The sequence below is a fragment of the Mesorhizobium sp. WSM4808 genome (genome assembly GCF_055811675.1).
Map to the genome: position 1 here is coordinate 124473 of NZ_JBVVQX010000013.1, position 17102 is coordinate 141574.

Below are 17102 nucleotides of genomic sequence, written 5' to 3' on the forward strand. Positions count from 1 at the left end.
CGATGGTGAAGCTGCATGTGCCGCGCTGGGCATGGGTTTTGACGGGTTCCGGGCATTTTTTTACGGAGAGCTTCGCACTTGTTCGCCAACTCGAACATTGCGATGTCTTCGTGTCGAAGGCTGCCAACGAAGTGTTGCGCATGTACAAGCTTAAACTTGATTTCCCGGAGACGACGCGCGTGCTGCACGACAAGACCGCGAGTGCGATCCCTGTCGGCGAATTCTACCACGGTGTCTATCACACGGTCGTGGTGGCGCCGGCCACGTCCAACACGGTCGCCAAATGCGTGCATGGCATTTCCGATACGCTCGCCACCAATGTCTTTGCCCAAGCCGGAAAGTGCCGTGTGCCAGCCATCGTCTTTGCTTGCGACACCGCGCCGGAACTCGAGACCCAGGCACCGCACGGGCTGGTCAAGGTCTATCCGCGCAGGATCGACCTGGAAAATACCAAGCAGTTGAAGAGTTTCGAGCGGACCCAGGTGGTCGAATCGCTCGCTGATCTCGAAGCCTCGCTCACACGGCGCCGGGCCGAACTCGCAAGCGATGGCTGAGCGGCTGGTTTTTCTTACCGGCCATCTGGCCAAGGCGCGGCTGGAACGGCTGCTGGCCGGGCTGGGCAGAACCGCATTCGCGTGGGAAATCGTCGACGTCGGCGTCAAGGTCGCCGCGCTGATGAGCGAGGACATTGTGAAGCGTCGGCTCACTCTGACAGGAGACGTCGGCCGCGTCATCCTGCCCGGACGCTATCGGGGCAACATCGAGCACCTGTCGGAGCATTTCGGCGTGCCCTTTGTGCGCGGCCCCGACGAGATCGCTGACCTGCCGGCCTTCCTTGGCCGGGCGGGCAAACCGCCGGATCTGACGCGTCACGATATGCGCATCTTCGCCGAGATCGTCGATGCGCCGATGCTGTCGGTCGAGGCGCTGATGGCGAGGGCCTCGATGTTGGCCGCGGCCGGCGCCGATGTCATCGATCTGGGCTGCCTGCCGGAGACGCCGTTTCCATTGCTGCCGGAGGCTGTGCGAGCGCTCAAGGCACGGGGATTCATGGTCAGCGTCGATTCGGCCAGCGTGGACGAACTGACGATCGGGGCACGCGCCGGCGCGGACTATCTTCTCAGCCTCGATGAGAACACGCTGCCGTTGATCTTCGACCATAGGGCTACGGCAGTGTTGATACCGTCCACGCCCGGCGATCTGGATTCGCTCGGCCGGGCCATCGAAGCCGCTCAAAAGGCCGGCGTTGCCTTCATTGCCGATCCCGTGCTCGACCCGATCCATTTCGGCTTCGCCGTTTCACTCGGGCGCTTCATCGAGGCGCGGCGCCGCTGGCCGGACGCCGAATTGCTGATGGGTACCGGCAATCTCACCGAATTGACCGACGCGGACAGTTCCGGTGTTACGGCCGTTCTAGCGGGACTCTGCTCGGAACTCCGAATCCGAAACGTGCTGGCGGTGCATGTCAGCCCACACACGGTGCGGACGATCGAGGAGCACGATATCGCCCGCCGCATCATGTTGGCTGCTTGCACGGACGGCGCGTTGCCGCGCGGCTATCACCCAGGCCTGTTGCAGGTCCACGATCGCAAGCCTTTCACAGCCTCAGCCGACGATATCGAGGCATTGGCGGCCCAGGTGCGCGACGCCAACTTCCGGATCGCGGTAGCGGAGGACGGCATCCATGTTTTCAATAGCAAAGGGCATGCGGTTGCCACGGATGCGTTCGAACTTTTTGCCGGGCTGGACGTCAACGCCGATGGCGCACACGCTTTTTACCTCGGCGCGGAACTGATGAAAGCGGAGATCGCGTGGCGCCTCGGCAAGCGTTATGTGCAGGACGAACCGCTCGCATGGGGCGTTGCCGCGCCGGCTCCTGAAACCGACCGTACCCGTCTTGCCGAGCCGGGCAAGACGCTCCGCGCAAGGAAAGAGCGCTAGACCATGCCCTACATTCGCGAATCGATCATCACGACGGTCAACAAGGCAGGCAACGTCCACATCGCGCCGATAGGCATCATTGCCGAGAATGACGGCTGGGTGATTGCACCGTTCCGGCCGTCGGTCACGCTCGACAATCTCGCCGAAGTGCCATTCGCCATCGCCAATTATACCGACGACGTGCGTGTCTTTGCCGGCTGCCTGACAGGCCGCAAGCATTGGCCAACCGTTCCGGTTGACGGGTTTCCGGTGCCGAGGCTCGAGGCGGCGCTGGCGTATTCGGGCCTCCAAGTCCAGGCGGTCGATGACAATGGCGTGCGCCCCCGCCATTTCTGCCGCGTGGTGCAGGAGGAAGCGCTCGCGCCGTTCACCGGCCTCAACCGAGCTAAGGCGGCGGTGCTTGAGCTGGCCATCCTGGTTAGCCGGCTCGGCATGCTGCCGCGCGACAAGATCGAGGCGGAAATCGCCTACCTTTCGATTGCCATCGAAAAGACCGCAGGCGAGGGCGAAAAGGAAGCCTGGGGCTGGCTGATGCAGCGTGTCAGCGATCACTTGACCGCCAAAGGTTCCGGTAGCGAGGACGCGCGGGGTTAGGCCGAGCGCCGCACCCTGCTTACAACGGATATCCCGCCAAAAGCGCTACCGCGGACGCGGGGGCCGCGCTGCTCGCTTGCCCGCGAACGGTGTCATCGGCGGGGATGATGTCGGCGAAATCGACGTAGCTGCGTTCCATGCGTTCGGCCAGTCGCCTGATCTGCCAGCGACCGATTCCGGCCCCGACGATCGGGACATCCCGCGGCAAGGTCCCGGCAACCAGAGACGCTGCATCGTGCACTTTGCGCAGTTGCTGCTCGCTGAACCAGCGCGCGACTTCACCCCATTCCGGCGGGGTCAGGTCAGTGGCGTCGCGCCCCACCATGCGCGCCAGCCGCGCGATCGAGCCGTCCACGGTCTTTTCCTTGCCGTCGGCGGGAGGGTGCCTGTCGTCGTCCTCGTCGAGCACGCCCAGGATGCGATGCGCGTCCGCGATCGAGGCGAAATACTCGTTCATCAGCGGCGTTAGCCTGCCATGGATGGGAGCCGACGAGGCTACGCCGAACAGGAATGTCCTGGTAAAGCCGGTATAGACCAATTCGCCGCTTAGAAGCCGTCCGGCATCGGTGTAGCCGTCATTGGCCACGGCGCCGTTCTCGATGGCAATGATATCGGTGGTGGTGGAGCCCATGTCGACGAACAGGGCATCGCCGGCGAGTTTTGCCACCAACAAGGCTGTCGCGTGCCAATTGGCAGAAGCCACATCGGCGGCCAGCTGCGCTGCCCGCTCGACCCCGACGAAACCGGATGGTCCGGCATAGACCAGCTTTTTGTCGGTGGGGAAATGGGTGGAAATCTGACCCAGCAGAGCCGCTACGCCGACATCGCGGGACGGAAAGATATCCGACAGTTCGCCTGTCATTGTGAATGCGTTGAAATCCGCACCCGCGTAGATCGGGGCCGTTTCGTCGAGGGCTGAAGCCAGCTTGTGCAGCCCTTGCCAGAGCGGCGTTGCGATCGTTACCGCCTCGACGATGCGACCGTCTTGTGCGCGGGTCACCTTCAGATGCGCGCCGCCAATGTCGAAACCGGCAATGATGCCCTTTCTTTTTTCCACGCTTCAAGCTTTCATGACGGGGGCAATTGGTCGGTGAGAAAAGCGTTGCGTATCATTCCGGTTCTCGACCTGAAGGACGGCGTGGTGGTTCGCGCCCAGCAGGGAAAACGCGATCGCTACAGGCCGATCGTTACGCCGCTCAGCCGAAGTCCTGATGTCGTCGCGGTCGCTGAAGGACTGCGTGGGCTTTATCCTTTTTCGACCTTCTACATCGCAGATCTGGACGCTATCGAAGGCGGAGCGCCAAACAGCGACGCACTCGCCCGGCTGAGGACGATGGCGGAGCCGCCGGAACTTTGGGTCGATGCCGGCGTGGCCGACGAAAAGACCCTTTTGGCGGCGCTTGCCGAACGCTCGCTGTCTCCTGTTCTGGGCTCTGAATCGCAGCGGGACGACATGTTGCTGCGGCGTTTTTGCGATCATCCCGATCTCATCCTGTCCCTTGATTTCATCGGCGATAGTTTTTGCGGACCGCGTTCTCTTCTCGAAGAGCCCGAGCTTTGGCCGCAAAAGGTGATTGTCATGACGCTGGCCAAGGTCGGTGCGGCCGCCGGCCCTGACTTCGGGCTGCTGCAGGAGGTCAAGGCCAAGGCCGGAAATCGCGCCGTCATCGCGGCCGGCGGCATCCGAGATGAGGCCGACATCAGCGCCTTGTCCGCGATGGGTGTCGCCGCGGCGCTGGTTGCAACCTCATTGCACAACGCTACGCTCACACCCGGCCGCCTCGCGTCACTCGGCGCCTGATCATCGTTGCTCGTCGACTCCCGAAGGACGTGCGCCCTTCGGGAGGTGACGTTTCAAAAGCCCAGAACTTTTTTCAGCCGGCGCAACAGACCATCCGTCTCAGAAGAGGGTTTTTCCTGTGCGGGGCTGTCTCTTGTCTAGGCTGCGAACGGATGCTTGACCTTGTCGCGCTGGGCCGTTGCTTCGGCGGCGGTCGGGGTTCCTGCAACGGCGCGCTGGATAGCTTCCTTTGTCGCCTCGTAATTGTATTTCTGGATCTTGGCGTCGTCCGCCGCGTCCCAATGGATGAACACCCCGACGCAGATGAACACGTCGTCCGCTTCGTTGGCCGGAATGGTCCCGTCCGCAACGCTGTCCTGCACGGCCTTTGCCACGGCGTGCTGCGCCGGGCCGAACATCTGGACCGCCTGCTTGGCGCCCTTGATCGTGACCTTGTTGAACATCACGGTGTTGGGTTTGCATTGAAGATTGGGCGCGATCACCGCCAAAAGCGAAGTAAAGCCGTCCTTGTTGTTGGTAAGCGCGTTGCAGAATGCCGTTTCGACCGCGCTCCCCCGCGGGCCGATGAGCAGGTCGACATGCGCGACCTCGTTGCCGTCTCCCACCAGCGATTCACCGACCATAACCTTTGATATTTTTGCCATGCCAATTTCCTCCAAGACACAATTATGATGTCCACGGACGCTGCAACCGAGCAGGCGCTCGATGGACAGCTATCCTTGTTGGCAGCGTCCGGATTTGCCCGGACCGGTTGGCTAGATAGCCGCGGAAGCACAGCTTCCGCTTTTGGAAGTCAAGCACCAACGCCGCGATTATGCAAGGTGAGGGCGAGGGTGTGGACTAAAAGAGTAGCCACGGTGAGGTCGGCCGAGGTGCCGGGATTGATGTTGTCGGCCTTCAGCCGGCGGTCGAACTCCATGAGCAGGCGAATGCGCGACGGCTCGTCGCCCTCGGCATGGAGCGCCGCCTGGACGGCAACGGCTTCCTGCCGCGCTTGATTTGCGACGTCAACGCCGTGCTTGCGCATCACATGGCTGTCGGGGAAGCCGGCGAGAAACGCCATGTAAACGAACACCGTCGGCCACATGCCGGTTTCTTCGCGTGCCAACGCTCCATCCAGCGCGGCGAGCCCGACCCCGAACACGTCGCCGAAACAGTTGCCGTACTGGCGGGCGATCATGTCGCGGTCGGCGGCCTCCCGCATCGCGTCCAGCAAATGGACCTTCGGCTCCTGCCGCACATCGTTGGCGGCTTCTCCGAGGCCGCCTGGCGCGGCCGTGACGATCGCCTCGAATACCGCCTTGGTATCCTGCACGCTCAAAGCCCGAAGCAGCGAGTCGAGATTGTCTCGCAGTCTGTCACCACCCATTTCGGCGGCGCATATCAGAGGTCCTGTGAGAAGGATGATTCCGAGATTGGTATTGGTTTCGACCGCCAGTCGTGTCGCGCGCACCGCCTCCAGCATGCGCTGTCCGACCGGCAGACGAGGATCGGTCAGCGGCCCGGAGGAAACCTCCGCACTTGTCATGAACTGGGCGGCGGACATTCCGTGTCCGTCGGCGAACAGATGGACGTTGCCCGGTTTGAGGGCTTCGATCTCCATCCTGCAGGCATCCTTGTAGCTGGCCCGGAGGTATTCACGCGAAAGCGCCACCCTACCGGCTCTCACGAATTCGCAGGCGCGGCAAAACGATAGGGCCGCGGCGCGGCGGCCGCTTCGGCGCGGTCGGCCAGGAGTTTCAGCAAGGCATCGGCGATTGCCTCGGCGATGTTCACGGCGACCACCGATTGCAATCCCGACCAGGCGGGCATGCTGTTCACTTCGAGTATGAACAGATTGCCGTCGTCAGCCCGCACGATGTCCACGCCGGCAAAATCCGCGCCGACCGCGGCTGACGCGGCGACAGCCAGCGAGGCCAGTTCCGCCTTGCCATATTCGGAAACCTGTTCCGGCACGCCGCCCCGGTTGACGTTCGTGATCCAGTCGTCGCTGATGCGGCTCATCATCGCCACGGTCTCGCCGGCGCAGACAAAGACGCGAAAATCCCGGAAAGGCGGACCGGCACGCGACACATATCGCTGAAGGTAGTAGACGCTGTTCACCTCTTCTGCAGCCGGCAGGTCCGAGAGCGTGCGGATCAGCTTTATCCCGCGGCCCTGCGCGCCGAACAAGGGTTTCAGCACCAGCGGCCCCCGCGGAAGTTCTTGCGCCGCGATCTCCTCGGCGACGGCAAGGCCTTCCACGGCAAAGGTGCGTGGCGTAGGCAGGCCGGCATTTTTCAAGAGGAATGTCGTCATCGACTTGTCGACGCAGCGCTCGATCGCCTGCGCGGAATTCCACACGGGAACCGACAGTCTGCTTAACGCGTGCAGCATGCCGAGGCGCCGGGTAATCGCTTCGAACGATCCGGCGGCGATCGAACGGACGAGCACGGCGTCGGGCAGCGTGCCGCCGAAGCCGGGGATCGAAAGTCCGCTCGGGCTGCTGGTGTCGAATGCGATCGCTGCCAGCGGCACGGCTGCAACGGCGGCGCCCCGCCGACCAAGCCCTGCCGCCAGGCCGTTGGAGCCGGTGTCCACCTTGTCGCTGACGATCAGGATGCGAGGGATCATGTGGCGCCTCGGGTACGGGAACGGAGGCGCGAGCGATTCCGCGCCCCCATGGCCGCGTCCGCGGCAGGGCTGCACGAAATGCAGTCGTCGGGCAGGCGAATGACGGACGAATCCCTTTGCACCGCCATCCTCTTAGCCGAGACTCCGTTCGAGCATTTTCAGATCACGCCGACCGGCGCGAAACGTATCGCCGGTTTCGATCGCTGTCACGATCACTTCGGCCGGGCTGAACAGCAGCGGGTCGATGGCATAGAAATCGCCCTTGAACCGCGTGAAGATCTCGGCGAAGGGTTGGCCATAGTCCCGTGAGGCGTTGCTTGGGAGTTTTTCCGCGAGTTTGCCAGCTTCTTTCGCCGATCCTTTCACGAAGAGCTGCACGCTGCCGCCATAGATGATGGCATCGTTGGTTCGGCCCATAGCGGTCAGGAAATCCGGATGGGGGGCGGGGATCGGAGCCGTTCCGATGCCATCGACAACGTTCTCCAGCGGGAATTTGAGATCGTTGATCTTGTGCAGGGCAACCTCGAGCGCGCGCGCAACGATCTGCACGCCGCCGGCAAGACTTTGTGTCGGCGCATAGAGGAAGGTGAGCTTTTCCGCCGCCAGTCCAGTTGCCTTGCCCACTTTCTCAACGATCGCGCGGGGAGGCGGTTCGGCCGTCTCAAGGATAAGCACTGCGGACGATGCGATGTCGCGATAGGAAAGTGTTTCGAACAGCGGCTCGACCCGGGCGAGGGCGCGCGCCGGTCCAGATCCCATGGCGAAATAGTCCTGGCCAGACAGGTTCCAGCCCGCATATTGGCTGCCCAGGCAGGCTAGCACCGGTTGCGAAGATCGCGCTTCGACGGTGAACGGCCATTGCTGTGACGCACGATCCATGAACACCGAAACGCTGCCGAGACCGCCCATCGCGGCCTCGGCCATGCGCAGCCCGGCTTCGACGCTGCCTACGGTCTTGGCACCGGCATCGATCAGGCGCTCGCCCAATGGCCCCCTGGAAACGACGATGCGCAGGCGTTCGGCGTCGCCGATCATGCCGTCAACGATGCGCTGTGCATTGTCGTTCAGGAATGCCGAACCGTTTTTCATGTCCGGTCTCCTTCCCATTGGAGTTGCAATTGACTGGCTTGTCCCTTGATGAGTCGCTTGGTCGATTGGGCGCTCGGCCCGCGCGCGAAGACCGTGCAGACAGGGTCGCCGGCAATCAGACGGGTGCCAGCCGACTGCTGGTCCGCTGTCCATTCAGGCCAGGCGATCGACGGAAAGTGAGTGATTGGCGTCGCGGCGTAAGTCACCATCGACGCCATCGAATCGACGAAGCGCGGCAAGCGGAAGACCTGACCCGTCGCGGCGCGCAGATGCGCTTCGATCAATGGCGCGTCGACATCGTCGAAAATGTCGAGGGTGGCGCCTGGCCTCGGATTGATCTCGATGAACTTGTAGCCGTCCGGCCCGCGGATAAGATCGGCGCTGCACAATCCAACCAGGCCGGCGCGCCGCGTCAGACTTGAGAGCCAACCGCCGATCACCGCCGCCTGTTTGCGAGCGAAGCGTCTCAACCGCACGGCGCCGCCGTAGCGATAGGGCGCTGTTGGGGAGGGGGACGTCCATTGTCGGCTGAAGCCCACGACGTGCGCGGTTTGCCCGTTGCCGACGAACAGGGCCGAAATGCTGCGTCCGGCAACGAAGCGCTGGAAATAGCGGCCGGCGGTCGGGCTTTCTCCGGCTGCTCGTCTGACGTGCCCGCCGCCGGCGCCGCCCGCGGTCTTGACCACCCAGTTCTCCGGATCAGGCGGCTGGTCCCATCGCAATTGCGGATGCGGGATGCCAAGTTCGGCGCAATCATCGGCCAGCAACTGCGGATCCTTGATCCTGCGGATCGCGGCGCCGCCATTGCCAGCGAGCGGAAAGTGTCGCGCGATCTCGTCCACGGTCTCGGGCATCCGCTCAAACCCTGAGCCCAGGATAATGGCGACCGGCAGGTCGTCGCCAGCCAATCGCCGAAGCGTGTCGACGATGCGCTCGCCCTCGATGCCCCTCTGCAGGTCGCCCGGCAGCATCGTCGCGCGTCCTGCGAGCGCGACGGTGTCCGTATCGCAAAAGAAATCGGCGACCAGCGGACGATAGCCGGCGCGGCGCGCGGCGGCGGCCAGCGCCCGGCCTGAAATTGCCGCGATCAAGAGAGATCCGGCGTTACTTGGCAATCTCGCGTGCAAGGGAAAACGCTTCCTGAAAATCGAGCGTGATCGTTTTTTCGGATTCGATCATCCTTTTGAAGAGACCGAATTCGACCTTATATTTGACGTTGCCGATGGCAAGCGGACCAATGCCGACAGCTTTTGCCGCTTCGAGTGGATCGCCATTGGCATTGACGGCCAATCCTTCGATGCCGGCCGGGGGAACGGCATTGACGTCGGCCGCAATAAGCAGGTCATTGCCTTTCAACTGGGCTTTGGAGACCACCTGGACGCCGGCTTTGGCGCAAGCCAGGACAATTTCGTTTGCCTCGACCAGCTTTGTCTTGCGTGCGTCGCTCGATCCGTCAGCGGCATCGACGATGATGTTGAATCTGCTTTCGATCTCGGCAGCGATCTGCTTGACCCGCTCGATGCCGTCATGGCCGACAAGTGTGACCCGGGCACCTTCCCCTGCCGCGATGACGGCGGTGCAGAAACCGACGACGCCGGTAGCGCCGAAAACAGCCACCCTCGTATCCCTGAGCGCACGCTGGAATTTCTTCTCCAGCGCCTTTTCGACCTTGGCCACCATCGCCGCGGCCGTGGTGAACGAGCCGGCCGGATCGGCAAACACCGAAACCTCGAAAGGCGGCACCATCGCCTTCTTCGCGGCGTCGAACATGTCGAGCGCCAACGAGGCATCCTTCCCGGCGATGAAGATGCCGGTGTCGACACCCGCATCCGGCGGGCGTGAAAAGATCGCGTCCTGGACCAGGCCTGTCACTTCGGCGAGGCTTACATCGACATAGGGGACGACGGCGTCGAAACCTGCGTCGAGCGCCATGTTTACGTCGAAGGGGCTCATCTGCTTCAACGGTGTCAGCATGTGCAGGATGTGTTTGCGGGCCATTTCTTGCCTTTCTGCCTGAAACGGGAGCGTCAGCTGCCGACGAGATTCAGCCTGGTTGAGCTGATCTTCGCACCGGAGTTCCTGCCCTTGACGATCTTGATCTCAAGGCCGTCCTCAATTGTCGTCTTCCGAACCGCGTCAACGAACTTGAGTGCGGAATCATGCGATGGCGCGAAGGCAAAGCCTGTCGGCCCCCAGGAACTCTGGCCGATGCCGACGGCGCCTGCTTCATTGAGACGGTGGGCCGCCATCTCGACCCGCTTCGAGGTGAACACGCCTCCCTGCGCCGGGGCGAAATGGCTGCCGATCAGCATCTGTATCGCGGTGACGGCGGCGCCGAATGCCGGAAGGTCCCGCTCGACCAAAGCCGGCATAATGCCCATCAGCACCCTTCGGCAGATCTCCCCGCTGCCTGCCGTTGGGAACGGCGGCAGCGAACGAAACGCCGCGACCTCGGCAGCGCCATGCAGTCCATGCCCGGAATGGTCGAGGATGAGGATGACGCGCCACTCTTCCGGAAACGGCAGCCGCGCGACGACCGGAGGCGTTCCGCCGCGGTCGTTCTTGCCGGCGTCGACAATGACCCCGCCATCTTCGAAACTTGCGATGCCGATGCCGGATCGGCCGCCCCGCTCCAGCAGGCCCGCGTCGCCGGCGATATCCAGAGGCAAATTATGGAGAGTGCGCAATGCCGAGGCGACGGCAAGGGCGATCTGCGTGCCGGACCCCAGACCCGCATGACTGGGGATCGACTGCTCGACCACCAGATGGTGCTGGGCGCGAATGCCGAGATGCCTGCAGAGCGTCGACAGATGCTCGCTGGCTCGGGTGCTCTCGGAGCCTTCGACGACGGTCTCGCCGGACCGCGACAGGGTGACGACGGTTTCGGGTTCGCTCAATGGAAGCCCGACGCTGCCGAACCGCCGTCCGGCATCGCCATTGAGATCAAGGAAGCCAAGGTGCAGGCGAGCGGGCACTCGTATGGTAACAGAATTCGACATCTGCCCCCCGATGGGTGCATCATGGATGCATCATGGAAGTTTAGGTGCCCGGTACCATGATAACTGTTTTCGTCGATGGGGCAAGCCAAAGAGAATGCATCCACGTGTTTGCCGGCTCCGGCGTGTAGACAGACCGAGCAATTCGCGGAGGTCGAGATGAACGAGACAGTCAAGGAAAAGGTCTATTCGGAAGCCGAGATCGCCGAGCGGCTTGAGAAGGAGCTGCCAAAATGGCGCTACGAAAACGGCTGGATCCGGCGCAAATACAAGACCCACAGCTGGAAATCGACGCTGATGGTCATCAACACGGTTGGCCATCTCGCCGAGGCGGCGTGGCACCATCCCGATATCACCGCCTCCTATGCCTGGGTCGAGGTGCGCCTGACGAACCACGCGGCGAAAGGCATTACCGACAAGGATTTCGAGTTGGCGAAAAAGATCGAGGATGTTGTCCAGTGGCAGCCGGCCAAGGAAGGCGGGGCACTGGAGGGCACTCCGCTGACCGATCAACGCTTCGCTTATGTCAAATATGACTAAGCAGGGTCGGAATTTGTTGACGCGTATGAAAACATTCGCTGATCCGCTGCAAGGTGGGGTTCACGGCCAATCCAGTTTCGTCTAGGATCGGGCCGGCACCAGAAAGTAGTTTAGCGAATGGCGGTTGCTTGGATCGGCAACCGGGAAGCGCTGATTGAGCACGCGGCTGCGCATGCCGCGTCGCTACTGTCGTCAAGTCGGTGCCCGGTTTTCAGCTTTGATACGGATATAGACGGCACCAGGGCGGCGATCGCGCTGGCCGAGCGGGCTGGCGCGGCATACGACCATGCCGATGGCGCGGCACTTGCCCGGGAGACCGCGCTTTTTACCGACAAGGGGGCAATGACCGTCGCCCCCGGGGAGACGCGCCGGCGTGCCGATGTCGTGGTGATCGTGGGCGAGCTCCCGCGGATCCATCATGGTCTTGTTGGCGAACTCGCCGGGACGGTTCCCGACTTGTCGACCGTGAACCAGCGCGCGTTCTTCGTGGTAGGCCCGAACGGGATGTCTGTGCCGCCGCTGAACGGCGGGCGCGAGGCAACGCAACTTTCCTGCGGCCAAGCTGGCCTCGCCGCCACGCTGGCGGCACTGAGGGCACAGTACAAAGGGCAGCGTACGTCGCAACCGGTGTCGAATTTCAATGATTTCGCCAAAGCTCTGGCGGCCGCGCATTTTCCCGTGTTCCTGTTTTCAGGCCACGCCGCCGAAGGCCTGGCATTGGAGATGCTGCAAGGACTGATCGCCGATCTCAATCGCAAATCGCGTGCATCCGGCCTTCATTTGCCGGCGACCGAAAACGGATGGGGTAGCACGCTCGCCTCGGCCTGGATGACAGGTTTTCCGCTGCGCACCGGCTTTGCGCGCGGCTTCCCGGAATTCGATCCCTGGCGCTGCGATGTGGCGCGCATGATCGCTGCCGGCGAAGCCGACCTGCATCTGCGGGTCTCCGCCACCACGGCCCAACCACAGAAAAAAAGGGCACGCATGGCACTGATTGCGTTGACGAAAACGCAAGAGCCGGTTGCCGGCGCCGCAGTCACCATCGCTATCGGCGAGGCTGGGGTCGATCACGATGCGGTTGTCTATTCCAGCCGCACGGGCTCGCTGCGGTCGACCGAGGCGCAAGCGGCCTCGCAATTGCCCTCCGCCGCGACGATCATCCGCCTGATCGCTAGCCACGCTTTCGCCGAGCCACTGCCATGCTGACGAAAATCGCCGGCGGCGACATCATCGATCCTGTCAACGGCCGTCTCGGCAAGGGCGACCTCTGGGTCAAGGACGACAAGATCGTTGCGGCGCCGGCGGGAGGGGCGGCCGACCGGACCATCGAAGCCAGCGGTTGCATCGTGATGGCTGGCGCCATCGACATCCACTCCCACATTGGCGGCGGCAATGTGAACACCGCGCGGCTGCTCTTGCCCGAACAGCATGCCGCCCATCAGCCGCGGCCAGCAATGACGCCGCTCTCCAATGCCGGCTGGTCGACGTTCCAGACGGGCTGCCTCTACGCAAAGATGGGCTTTACGACGGTGGTCGAGCCGGCGATGTCGCCGGGAGCGGCGCTTCACACGCATCTCGAACTGGCTGACATCCCGATCATCGACAAGGCAACCCTCGCCATTCTCGGCAATGACGATTTCCTGTTGTCGATGATCCGCGACGACGCCCCCCGAACGATGATCGAGGACTACGTCGCCTGGACGGTCGCTTCAACGCGAGCACTTGGGGTCAAGGTGATCAACGCCGGTGCGGCGGCCGCCTTCAAGGAGAACGTCCGCACCTTCTCGCTGGACGATGTCGTGCCTTCCTATGGCGTCAGTTCGCGCAAGATCGTCAAGACGCTGCAGGCCGCCGTCGACAGTCTTGGCCTGCCGCATCCCCTGCATGTCCATTGCAACAATCTGGGCAGCCCCGGATCGGCGGATACGGCGGCTGCGACGATCGCAGCGGCGGATGGGCTGCCGCTGCATCTCGCCCACCTCCAGTTCTATGGCTATGGCACGGAAGGAAAACGCGGGTTTTCTTCCGCCGCCGCACGGCTTGCCGAACTGGTCAACGCGACGCCGGAAGTCACCATCGATATAGGCCAGGTCATGTTCGGCCAGACGGTCACGGTCTCCTCCGACGTCATGCGGCAGTTTTCGGCGCGTGGCAGCGCGCACCCGAAAAAGACCGTCATTCATGATGGTGACGGCAATGGCGGCGGCATCGTGCCCTACAGCTATGGCAAGGACTTCTACGGCACGATGCAGTGGGCGATCGGGCTCGAGCTTTTTCTCCTGATCGACGATCCCTGGCGTGTGTTCTTCACCACCGATCATCCCAACGGTGCACCTTTTACGGCTTATCCGGCGCTGTTCGAACTGCTGATGAGCCGGGAAGCGCGCGCCGAAATGACCGCTGGACTTTCACGATCCGCCCTGGCGCTCTCTACCCTGGCCGCAATCGACCGCGAATACACGTTCGAGGAAATCGCCATCATGACGCGCGCGGCGCCGGCCAAGCTGCTTGGCTTGACGGATCGAGGCCATCTCGGCGCCGGTGCAACAGCCGACATCGCTGTCTATCGCAGGGACCGCAGTATCGCGAAAATGCTCGGACGGGCGGCGTATGTTTTCAAGGATGGCGATCTCGTCGTGCAAGACGGGGAAATCATCCATTACCGCTGGGGCAAGGCATTGAGGCTCAAGCCGCCTGTCGACAAGGCAATGGTGCGACGGCTCGAGGACTATCACCAGCAGCTCTACGGCCTGTCGCTGGACTGGTTCAATTTTCCGGATTCCGCGATTGCGCGCGAACAGCCATTCGGCGAGGTGCCATGCCGAACATGAGCGTCAATGGGGTGACGATCGACGATACCTTCGCCGAAGCCTTCGGCATGCGCGCAACCGCCATCGTCATCACCGCGCCGAGCCGGAAATGGGCTCGCCAGGCGGCGATCACGATGTCCGGCTTCGCCACCTCGGTGATCGGTTGCGGCTGCGAAGCGGCAATCGATCTCGACCTGCCGCCCTCGGCCACACCGGATGGCCGGCCGGGCTGCCGCGTCATGATTTTCGCGATGGGAACGGACGAATTGCAGAAGCAACTGCTCAATCGTGTCGGCCAGTGCGTTTTGACCTCGCCGGGTTCCGCCTGCTTTGCCGGGCTGCAGGGCAGCGCCGAGCTCAAGCTCGGTTCGGCGCTGCGTTATTTCGGCGACGGCTGGCAAATCTCCAAGAAGATCGGCGACAGGCATTTCTGGCGTATTCCCGTCATGGATGGCGAGTTCCTGTGCGAAGCAACAACCGGACTGACGAAGGAAGCTGTCGGTGGCGGCAATTTCTTTGTCATGGCGCAAAACAGCGCCAACGCTTTGGCCGCTGCCGAGGCCGCGGTCGCTGCGATCGGCATGGTGCCTGGCGCCATCGTGCCGTTTCCGGGCGGCATTGCCCGTTCGGGTTCCAAGATAGGTGGCAAATACAAGGGCATGATCGCTTCGGCCAACGAAGCCTACGCGCCAACGCTGCGCGGCGTCGTCGCGAGTGAGCTCGCTCCCGACATCAACGCCGTCCTGGAAATCGTCATCGATGGTGAAACCAATGATGCAGTTGCCGCCGCGATGAAGGCAGGCATCAAGGCTGTCATAGAGCTCGGCCCGAAAAGAGGCGCGGTTCGGATCAGCGCCGGCAATTACGGCGGCAAGCTCGGGAAATTCATCTACTCGCTGAAGGATATGCTGCCATGAAGGCGCTGACCTTCACCCTGGTTGCCGAGCCGCCGGAGCGCCTTGACCTGTCGCTGCTGACGCCGGAGCGGCTGGCCGGGATCGAAAGGCGCGACGTCGAAAGAATCCAGATCGGCATGTCGAAGCACGGATCGAAGGTGGGCGACATTTTTCGCGTCGCCGGCAGCGATCCGACAAACATCGTGTTCGAAGGCGGAAGCACGCGCCTTGACCTTGTGGCGCAAGGCATGCGGGGTGGGTCGGTTCGCCTCGTTGGCAATGCGGGCGCCCAGGCCGGGCGCGCCATGCGCGGTGGGGAGCTCACGATTCAAGGCAATGCGGGTCCATACGCCGGCTCCGGCATGCGCGGCGGCAGGCTTGAGATAACAGGCAATGCCGGCGACCACCTCGGTGCGCCGCTCGTCGGGGAACTGGCTGGCATGAACGGCGGTGTGTTGATCGTCAGGGGCAAGGCGGGCGCCTCCGCGGCGGACCGCATGCGGCGCGGCCTGATCGCGGTGCTGAAAGGCTCCGGCGACCACGCCGGCAGCCGCATGATCGCCGGCACCCTGGTGGTGGCCGGTGGCACCGGTGAGATGCCCGGCTATTTGATGCGTCGCGGTTCGATCCTTCTCGATCGCGCGCCGGCACGCATGTCGCCGAGCTTCGTCGAATGTGGCGCGCCCGAGAGCGTCTTCGCCGCCATCATCGATCGTCATCTGATCGCCGAGGGCATTTTGAAACGGCCGCTTCTGGGGAGCGCACCGCGCAAATATGGCGGGGATAACGCAGTGCTCGGAATGGGCGAGGTTCTTTTTCCGCGCTGAGATCCGTCGACACAGGAACCATAGGATGGCAGGACGCAAGTGCTTGCCGCTGGGTGGCAGTGGTGGGGCCGACCGTCATCCGACCCGCAACGTGGAGAACACATGAAAATCATCTCTCAAACGAAGGCCCATGGCGGCGTGCAGGGCGTCTATTCCCATTTGTCGACGAGTTGCCGTTGCGACATGACTTTTGCCGTTTTCATACCTCCGCAGGCGCGGGAGGCGCCTTGTCCCGTTGTGTGGTATCTCTCAGGCCTGACGTGCACCCACGCCAATGTAATGGACAAGGGCGAGTACAGGCGCATGGCCGCCGAGCTTGGCCTGATCGTCGTTTGTCCCGACACCAGCCCGCGCGGGGCCGACATTCCGGATGAAAAAGACAACTGGCAGTTCGGCTCCGGCGCCGGCTTCTATCTCGATGCGACGCAAGAACCTTATGCGAAGAACTATCGCATGTATTCCTATGTGACCGAGGAGTTGCCGGCTCTCATCGCGGCTGAATTTCCAGCCGATATGGCGCGCCAGGCTATCTCCGGCCATTCGATGGGCGGGCATGGCGCGCTGACGATTGCCTTGAAGAATCCGCAGCGTTTCAAGAGCTGCTCGGCGTTCGCCCCGATCGCCCAGCCAAGCACCGCCGGCTGGTCGAAACCGGCCTTTGAGAAGTATCTGGGCAAGGATGAGCCTTCGTGGCGAACCTGCGACGCGACGTCGCTCATCGACGACGGATACCGGTTCCCCGAATTTTTGGTGGATCAGGGAACGTCGGACGGATTTCTTGACGACGGGCTGAGGCCTTGGCTGCTTGAAGCGGCCTGCGCCAAAGCAGGTATTCCGCTAAAGCTGCGGATGCAGGATGGATACGATCACTCGTATCTTTTCATCTCCAGTTTCATGGACGACCATCTGAGATGGCATGCTGAGAGGCTTTGATCTGGGCAGGCCGAAGGCATGGCCAGATGCAAACAAGTTATTGAATCCGACGCCTTACACCG

General features: G+C 62.7%; 18 protein-coding genes. 10 read left to right on the forward strand and 8 right to left on the reverse strand.

Going from position 1 to position 17102, the window contains the following annotated elements; translation table 11 throughout:
- Positions 1-2: 2 nt before the first annotated feature.
- From AC0L2U_RS23050 to AC0L2U_RS23060, 3 genes are read left to right on the forward strand one after another with little or no spacing between them, the layout of a single operon-like run.
- Positions 3-554 (forward strand): flavoprotein, encoded by a 552-nt coding sequence (locus AC0L2U_RS23050; protein WP_127268111.1) that lies wholly within the window; start codon positions 3-5, stop codon positions 552-554.
- Positions 547-1941: a DUF6513 domain-containing protein gene (locus AC0L2U_RS23055; protein WP_128289847.1), complete on the forward strand. Its 1395-nt coding sequence runs from the start codon at positions 547-549 to the stop codon at positions 1939-1941. Before AC0L2U_RS23050 ends, AC0L2U_RS23055 begins: the two co-directional genes overlap by 8 nt.
- Before the next feature lie 3 nt (positions 1942-1944).
- On the forward strand, positions 1945-2535 hold the full coding sequence (locus AC0L2U_RS23060; RefSeq protein ID WP_128289846.1) for a DUF447 domain-containing protein: 591 nt from the start codon (positions 1945-1947) through the stop codon (positions 2533-2535).
- Positions 2536-2554: 19 nt separating this feature from the next.
- Here the strand turns inward: AC0L2U_RS23060 and AC0L2U_RS23065 are convergent, their stop codons facing one another.
- The gene (locus AC0L2U_RS23065) at positions 2555-3592 is read right to left on the reverse strand and encodes a hydantoinase/oxoprolinase family protein (protein ID WP_473602705.1); all 1038 of its coding nucleotides are present in this window, start codon (positions 3590-3592) and stop codon (positions 2555-2557) included.
- Positions 3593-3637: 45 nt separating this feature from the next.
- Between AC0L2U_RS23065 and AC0L2U_RS23070 the strand changes: the two genes are divergently transcribed.
- A complete protein-coding gene (locus AC0L2U_RS23070; protein WP_164895780.1) occupies positions 3638-4336 on the forward strand; it encodes a HisA/HisF-related TIM barrel protein in 699 nt (232 codons plus the stop codon).
- A gap of 137 nt (positions 4337-4473) precedes the next feature.
- On the opposite strand, the gene fae is transcribed toward AC0L2U_RS23070, so the two are convergent.
- The 7 genes from fae to AC0L2U_RS23105 all read right to left on the reverse strand — a co-directional run bounded on the left by fae (position 4474) and on the right by AC0L2U_RS23105 (position 11037).
- Positions 4474-4980, reverse strand: coding sequence for a formaldehyde-activating enzyme (fae, locus tag AC0L2U_RS23075; RefSeq protein ID WP_013532036.1), 507 nt, complete (start codon positions 4978-4980; stop codon positions 4474-4476).
- Positions 4981-5129: 149 nt separating this feature from the next.
- Positions 5130-6005: a triphosphoribosyl-dephospho-CoA synthase gene (locus tag AC0L2U_RS23080; protein WP_473602706.1), complete on the reverse strand. Its 876-nt coding sequence runs from the start codon at positions 6003-6005 to the stop codon at positions 5130-5132.
- Positions 6002-6949, reverse strand: a complete 948-nt coding sequence (locus AC0L2U_RS23085; RefSeq protein ID WP_128289842.1) for an ATP-grasp domain-containing protein — start codon at positions 6947-6949, stop codon at positions 6002-6004. The genes AC0L2U_RS23080 and AC0L2U_RS23085 overlap by 4 nt, the downstream gene beginning before the upstream one ends.
- A gap of 132 nt (positions 6950-7081) precedes the next feature.
- On the reverse strand, positions 7082-8038 hold the full coding sequence (gene mch, locus AC0L2U_RS23090; protein ID WP_473602707.1) for a methenyltetrahydromethanopterin cyclohydrolase: 957 nt from the start codon (positions 8036-8038) through the stop codon (positions 7082-7084).
- Positions 8035-9129, reverse strand: coding sequence for an ATP-grasp domain-containing protein (locus tag AC0L2U_RS23095; RefSeq protein WP_473602708.1), 1095 nt, complete (start codon positions 9127-9129; stop codon positions 8035-8037). Before AC0L2U_RS23095 ends, mch begins: the two co-directional genes overlap by 4 nt.
- Before the next feature lie 13 nt (positions 9130-9142).
- A complete protein-coding gene (locus AC0L2U_RS23100; protein ID WP_473602709.1) occupies positions 9143-10036 on the reverse strand; it encodes an NAD(P)-dependent methylenetetrahydromethanopterin dehydrogenase in 894 nt (297 codons plus the stop codon).
- Between the two features lie 29 nt (positions 10037-10065).
- On the reverse strand, positions 10066-11037 hold the full coding sequence (locus AC0L2U_RS23105; RefSeq protein ID WP_473602710.1) for a beta-ribofuranosylaminobenzene 5'-phosphate synthase family protein: 972 nt from the start codon (positions 11035-11037) through the stop codon (positions 10066-10068).
- Positions 11038-11193: 156 nt separating this feature from the next.
- Here AC0L2U_RS23105 and AC0L2U_RS23110 point away from each other — a divergent pair, with 156 nt between their 5' ends.
- The 6 genes from AC0L2U_RS23110 (at position 11194) to fghA (ending at position 17040) form a co-directional block, all read left to right on the forward strand.
- Complete coding sequence (locus tag AC0L2U_RS23110; protein WP_256748126.1) at positions 11194-11574, forward strand: 4a-hydroxytetrahydrobiopterin dehydratase; 381 nt, start codon at positions 11194-11196, stop codon at positions 11572-11574.
- Between the two features lie 117 nt (positions 11575-11691).
- On the forward strand, positions 11692-12780 hold the full coding sequence (locus tag AC0L2U_RS23115; protein WP_473602711.1) for a tungsten formylmethanofuran dehydrogenase: 1089 nt from the start codon (positions 11692-11694) through the stop codon (positions 12778-12780).
- The gene (locus tag AC0L2U_RS23120; protein ID WP_473602713.1) at positions 12774-14405 is read left to right on the forward strand and encodes a formylmethanofuran dehydrogenase subunit A; all 1632 of its coding nucleotides are present in this window, start codon (positions 12774-12776) and stop codon (positions 14403-14405) included. Before AC0L2U_RS23115 ends, AC0L2U_RS23120 begins: the two co-directional genes overlap by 7 nt.
- A complete protein-coding gene (gene fhcD / locus AC0L2U_RS23125) occupies positions 14393-15301 on the forward strand; it encodes a formylmethanofuran--tetrahydromethanopterin N-formyltransferase (protein ID WP_473602714.1) in 909 nt (302 codons plus the stop codon). The genes AC0L2U_RS23120 and fhcD overlap by 13 nt, the downstream gene beginning before the upstream one ends.
- Positions 15298-16107, forward strand: coding sequence for a formylmethanofuran dehydrogenase subunit C (locus tag AC0L2U_RS23130; protein WP_473602715.1), 810 nt, complete (start codon positions 15298-15300; stop codon positions 16105-16107). The genes fhcD and AC0L2U_RS23130 overlap by 4 nt, the downstream gene beginning before the upstream one ends.
- Positions 16108-16209: 102 nt before the next feature.
- Positions 16210-17040, forward strand: coding sequence for an S-formylglutathione hydrolase (gene fghA, locus AC0L2U_RS23135; protein ID WP_127810591.1), 831 nt, complete (start codon positions 16210-16212; stop codon positions 17038-17040).
- Positions 17041-17102: the final 62 nt, after the last annotated feature.